Raw genomic sequence first — 5,254 nt, forward strand, 5'->3', positions numbered from 1 at the left:
CGTGCGCGTAGTGACGAGTCGGGGTGTCATATTCAACGTGTGAAGTGTTGATGGTGATACCACGAGCTTTTTCTTCTGGTGCGTTATCGATCTGGTCGAATGCACGTGCAGAACCGCCGTAGGTTTTGGCCAGAACGGTAGTGATTGCTGCAGTCAGGGTAGTTTTACCGTGGTCAACATGGCCGATAGTACCAACGTTAACGTGCGGTTTGTTACGTTCAAATTTTTCTTTAGACATCGATTGTCCCTCTAAGACACGGTTAAATCGGTGGTATCACCACATCAACCAAGCATTTGCTTGACGAATTAGTTTACAGAAAGAAAATCAGGAGGGAGAATTTGGAAGTGGTGCTGATAGGCAGATTCGAACTGCCGACCTCACCCTTACCAAGGGTGCGCTCTACCAACTGAGCTATATCAGCACATACTTGGAGCGGGCAGTGGGAATCGAACCCACATCATCAGCTTGGAAGGCTGAGGTAATAGCCATTATACGATGCCCGCATCCTGGAACTCGGCTACCTGATTTTTCTGAAGAACTTCGAAGACGGGGAAAAGGACGTGAGACACTTAATTCCTCACCTTCACTTGAAACGACTCTATCATTTCAAGCTGCCTCATTGCTAAGGCTTGTATGGTGGTGGGGGAAGGATTCGAACCTTCGAAGTCGATGACGGCAGATTTACAGTCTGCTCCCTTTGGCCGCTCGGGAACCCCACCTAAATTGTTAAGTACTTGAATGGTGCCGGCACCAAGAGTCGAACTCGGGACCTACTGATTACAAGTCAGTTGCTCTACCAACTGAGCTATGCCGGCATCAAGTGCTGCGCATTCTATGGAGACTTTGCAGGGTATGCAACAAAAAAATTGCATGTTTTGCGTTATCGCTCATGTTTTATTCAAAAACTAAGCTTTTTCTCCTTTCCTGCTGTTTAAAGGGTCAAAATGTATTCAAAAACGTCATTTCTCCAGGCCCGTTCGCGATGGATACGCCCCCCTTACTTATACTTCATCCTCGCCAGAAATCCCTCGCAGCGCACTGCTGTTCGATTTATGCACTATAAATGTGCTTTTGCATCACAAATGTACATCCAGAGGCATTTCTTTGTCGGTCAGGCCTGATTCCCGAGCTATTTCTACTGGCGCAATATTTGCATATCTCCTTTCGAAGGCGAGTTTTATTATAGGAAGGAGTGCCGCAATGAAAATTGTCATGCTTAATGCCGCAACGCTACCGGTTTACAGAGAGGAACTCGCGCGACTATTGATTGAAGCTAACAGGACAAATGCTTCTGTCGGTTTCCCCTGTGTCAACGGTCAAAGAGAGGCTGAGGACGCTTTTCAGGATTTATGCCCTGCTCTGAGTCAAAATGAACGATTGCTTTGGATCGCCAGGGATGAAAAAGGCGTCATTGGTACCGTCCAGCTTATTCTGGTCCATTCACCGGATTTACCTCATCAGGCCGAAGTAAGTACTCTGCTGGTCAGCGCTACAGCACGAAGACGTGGCGTGGGTCGTCTGTTACTACGTGCGCTGGAAAATACCGCACAGAGCCTGCGCTGCACCATTTTGTCTTCAGATATGAAGTCAGGTTCAGACGCCGAAGCATTCTACAGAGCACAAGGGTATCGCTGCGCGCTCCTCAGGCAGGATTTCTCCCGTTACAGCAGAAAAAATGAAGTAGTCTATTACAAACAGTTATTACCTTTTACCAGCACATCTCAATCCATCTTTTAGCCTTGAAATTGTGCTGTGAGCATTTCACCGCACTTTCATAGGCTTTCCGCGCTTACATAACTTTCTCAAAAAATTTTAAACTCAATCAAAGAAATCGATAAGTTATAAGAAAAAGATCTCCCTCAAAAATTAAGGTGTCTATAATATGCTGCTGGTTTACTGTCTGGAGTTGGCGTGATCGCCTTTCCTGACCTGCGCTAACGGGCAGACTTTAACTTATGAAAAAAAGAGACCCATCTTTGGCAACTCCTTATCTGCAGTTCGATCGTGCGCAGTGGGCAGCCTTACGTGATTCAGTACCGCTTACGCTGAAAGAGGCAGAAGTGGTGAACCTGAAAGGCATAAACGAGGATTTATCCCTCGAGGAAGTTGCACAGATATATTTGCCACTTTCACGCCTTCTCAATTTTTACATCAGTTCCAACCTGCGCCGACAAGCCGTGCTTGAGCAGTTCCTCGGTACAGATGGACAGAAAATTCCTTATGTCATTGGAATCGCCGGGAGTGTCGCAGTAGGTAAAAGTACGACGGCCCGCGTCCTCCAGGCATTATTAAGTCGTTGGCCCGAGCACCGTTCGGTAGAACTGATTACAACTGATGGTTTCCTCTATCCCAACAAGACGCTTCAGGAGCGTGGGATTATGAAGAAAAAAGGATTCCCTCAGTCTTATGATATGCACCAGCTAGTGAATTTTGTTTCAGAGGTTAAATCCGGTGCAAGGCATGTGACCGCGCCAGTCTATTCGCATCTGATCTATGATGTGATACCGGAGGGCAATAAAGTCATTGAGCAGCCAGATATTTTGATCCTTGAAGGGCTTAATGTCTTACAAAGCGGCATGGATTATCCTCATGATCCACATCATGTATTTGTTTCTGACTTTGTCGATTTCTCGATATACGTTGATGCCCCTGAAGAATTATTGCAAAGTTGGTATATTAATCGTTTCCTGAAATTCCGTCAGGGAGCATTCTCAGATCCTGATTCTTATTTCCATCATTATGCAAAACTTCCGGAAGAAGAAGCTGTGAACATTGCAACGCAGCTATGGAATGAGATTAATGGGTTGAATTTAAAAGAAAATATTCTTCCAACTCGTGAAAGAGCGAGCTTAATTCTGACGAAAAGCGCTAACCATGCGGTTGAAAGCGTCCGGTTGAGAAAATAAATATACTGAAATTAAAAAATAAAGGAGAGCATGTGCTCTCCTTTATTTTAATCAGATACCGCGCAGTGAAATCTCACCACCGATATAAGGTTTAAGTACGCCATCCTGTTCGAGCAGCAAAGCCCCCTGAGGATCGATACCCCGCTCAATACCATGAATTTCCTGGTCACCGATGAGTAATTTAACCGGACGGTCGAGGAAATTATCTAAACCACGCCAGCGGGGAATAAATGGCGCTAATCCTTCCTGTTCGAAATGTAATAATGCTGACCTTAACTCTTTCAGCAACGTAGCTGTAAGTTCATTGCGGTCAATATTAACCCCCGCTTCCTGCAAATTTATCCAACCCTGATTAATAGCATCAGAAGCAGGTTCGCGCATTTTAAGGTTAATCCCCGCGCCAAGAACCAGCTGTGCTGCATCACCGGTTTTACCTGTCAGTTCAACCAATATTCCGGCGAGCTTGCGATCATTAAGATAAAGATCATTGGGCCATTTCACGCGTACTGCTTCAGCACCAAGACGCTGAAGCACCTCAGCCATAACAATCCCAATGACCAGGCTGAGTCCCATTGCGGCGGCAGGTCCCTGTTCCAGTTTCCAGTACATTGACAGGTAAAGGTTACTGCCGAAAGGTGAGAACCACTTTCGCCCACGACGTCCCCGCCCGGCCTGCTGATATTCCGCAACACATGCGTCACCCGAGCTTAATTCTCCAATTCTGTCCAATAGATACTGATTGGTTGAATCAATAACAGACAGAACATCGACATGGCCCGTCGGGAGCAATGCGTGGATTTTTTCTGCGTCAAGCAACTCGATAGGGAACGGAAGGCTATAACCTTTGCCCGGCACCGTAAATATATCAACGCCCCAGTCACGTACCGTCTGGATATGCTTATTAATCGCTGCGCGGCTCATCCCCATGGCTGTACCTAACTGCTCACCGGAATGAAATTCACCATCAGCCAAAATGGAGATTAATTGCAGAGGAACGGTAATATCTTTCATGACAGCGCTCCCATTGCGTCCACTTCCCCTTTCGCGGCAATAAAACGAACCTCTGGTTCAAGCCAGATGCCAAATTTTGCTGCAACTGCATCACGTACATATTTAGCCAATGCGCGTATATCAGCACTGCTTGCGTGATCTTTATTAATCAACACTAACGCCTGTTTATCATGAACAGCTGCGCCACCAATGGCAAAACCTTTTAGACCGGCCTGTTCAACCAACCATCCTGCAGCCAGTTTTATTTGCCCATTGGCTTGCGGATAAGACGGCATAGAGGGATATTCGCTGCTGATTCTCTCTGCCACAGAAGCATCAACAGTAGGATTTTTGTAGAAACTCCCTGCATTGCCGGTAACGGTTGGGTCTGGTAATTTGCTCTGCCGCATCGCGCAGACTAAATCAAAGATCTGACGGGGAGTCACAGTCTCAGGATCTAAGCGAGTCAGATCCCCATAAGTCAGTTTCGGTTGCCATTGCTTTGTCAGTTTCAGGCCTACGGCAATAATGGCATACCCTTCTTTATAGGAATGTTTAAATATGCTTTCGCGATAACCGAACTGGCATTCATCGGATTGCAAGCGGATGACTTTTTCATTCTGAAGATCCAATACATCCACATAACCACAAATACTCTGCAGTTCGATACCATATGCACCTATGTTCTGAATAGGAGCAGAACCTACGCATCCGGGAATTAACGCAAGATTCTCCAGGCCGGGAATATCATGCTCTAATGCATAACAAACCAATTGATGCCAATTTTCCCCAGCCCCTATATGTAGCTGCCATTCCTCTGCGTTTTCAGTCAGTTCAATCCCTTTTATGCGATTTAGTGCCACTGATCCTGCAAAATTCTCCAGGAAAAGAACATTACTCCCTTCCCCTAAAAGTAAAAAAGGCTGCCCTTTTTTCTTCGCTGATTTCCATGCAACGATGAGTTGTTCAGCGCTCCGGACATGTGTGATTTCAGCAGCATAGGCCTCCAGAGAAAAAGTATTTAGGGATTGAAGAGAAGTGTCGCCATTCGACATAGCCATATTACTCATAAGTGACTTATTTGTGCTTAGTTTAACCGATCCGATACTCTGTTACGCAGAGTTTTATAAGATGGTACAGGGGCTTGCGGCCCGATAAGCAGAGCGTGTAGAGCTAAATACCCTAAATTCCCCATAGCCAAAAGCCCCGCACTTTCGTACGGGGCTTTTCGCTTTATTTGATGCCTGGCAGTTCCCTACTCTCGCATGGGGAGACCCCACACTACCATCGGCGCTACGGCGTTTCACTTCTGAGTTCGGCATGGGGTCAGGTGGGACCACCGCGCTAGTGCCGCCAG

At 46.4% G+C, this 5,254-nt stretch carries 5 protein-coding genes, 4 tRNA genes and 1 rRNA gene; 2 read left to right on the forward strand and 8 right to left on the reverse strand.

Going from position 1 to position 5,254, the window contains the following annotated elements:
- From ETV65_RS24640 to ETV65_RS24660, 5 genes are all read right to left on the reverse strand, one after another.
- A partial coding sequence (locus ETV65_RS24640; protein ID WP_238485749.1) for a GTP-binding protein occupies positions 1-238 on the reverse strand: 238 nt, incomplete at its 3' end.
- A gap of 108 nt (positions 239-346) precedes the next feature.
- A tRNA-Thr gene (locus ETV65_RS24645) sits at positions 347-422 on the reverse strand.
- Positions 423-429: 7 nt separating this feature from the next.
- Positions 430-504: transfer RNA gene (locus tag ETV65_RS24650), tRNA-Gly, on the reverse strand.
- Between the two features lie 131 nt (positions 505-635).
- Positions 636-720 (reverse strand) — tRNA-Tyr (locus tag ETV65_RS24655).
- Between the two features lie 20 nt (positions 721-740).
- Positions 741-816: transfer RNA gene (locus ETV65_RS24660), tRNA-Thr, on the reverse strand.
- Positions 817-1,201: 385 nt separating this feature from the next.
- Between ETV65_RS24660 and ETV65_RS24665 the strand changes: the two genes are divergently transcribed.
- Positions 1,202-1,738 carry a GNAT family N-acetyltransferase gene (locus tag ETV65_RS24665; protein WP_129955682.1) on the forward strand — a complete coding sequence of 179 codons (537 nt, stop codon included), beginning with the start codon at positions 1,202-1,204 and terminating at the stop codon, positions 1,736-1,738.
- A 218-nt stretch (positions 1,739-1,956) separates the two neighbouring features.
- Entirely contained in the window at positions 1,957-2,907 is a 951-nt protein-coding gene (coaA, locus tag ETV65_RS24670) for a type I pantothenate kinase (RefSeq protein ID WP_129955683.1), read from the forward strand.
- Between the two features lie 51 nt (positions 2,908-2,958).
- On the opposite strand, the gene birA is transcribed toward coaA, so the two are convergent.
- The 3 genes from birA to rrf form a co-directional block, all read right to left on the reverse strand.
- On the reverse strand, positions 2,959-3,918 hold the full coding sequence (birA, locus tag ETV65_RS24675) for a bifunctional biotin--[acetyl-CoA-carboxylase] ligase/biotin operon repressor BirA (protein WP_129955684.1): 960 nt from the start codon (positions 3,916-3,918) through the stop codon (positions 2,959-2,961).
- Positions 3,915-4,952, reverse strand: coding sequence for a UDP-N-acetylmuramate dehydrogenase (murB, locus tag ETV65_RS24680; protein WP_129955685.1), 1,038 nt, complete (start codon positions 4,950-4,952; stop codon positions 3,915-3,917). Before murB ends, birA begins: the two co-directional genes overlap by 4 nt.
- Before the next feature lie 187 nt (positions 4,953-5,139).
- Positions 5,140-5,254: ribosomal RNA gene (rrf, locus tag ETV65_RS24685) — 5S ribosomal RNA — on the reverse strand.

Origin of the sequence: Rahnella sp. RFA10(1/100) (assembly GCF_004195115.1) — a bacterium.
GTDB classification, from domain to species: domain Bacteria; phylum Pseudomonadota; class Gammaproteobacteria; order Enterobacterales; family Enterobacteriaceae; genus Rahnella; species Rahnella perminowiae.

What these genes read in the sequence shown, in the direction of transcription:
- birA (WP_129955684.1), bottom strand. Translation starts at nt 3,918, where the DNA reads ATGAAAGATATTACCGTTCCTCTGCAATTAATCTCCATTTTGGCTGAT.
- murB (WP_129955685.1), bottom strand. Translation starts at nt 4,952, where the DNA reads ATGTCGAATGGCGACACTTCTCTTCAATCCCTAAATACTTTTTCTCTG.
- coaA (WP_129955683.1), top strand. Translation starts at nt 1,957, where the DNA reads ATGAAAAAAAGAGACCCATCTTTGGCAACTCCTTATCTGCAGTTCGAT.
- ETV65_RS24665 (WP_129955682.1), top strand. Translation starts at nt 1,202, where the DNA reads ATGAAAATTGTCATGCTTAATGCCGCAACGCTACCGGTTTACAGAGAG.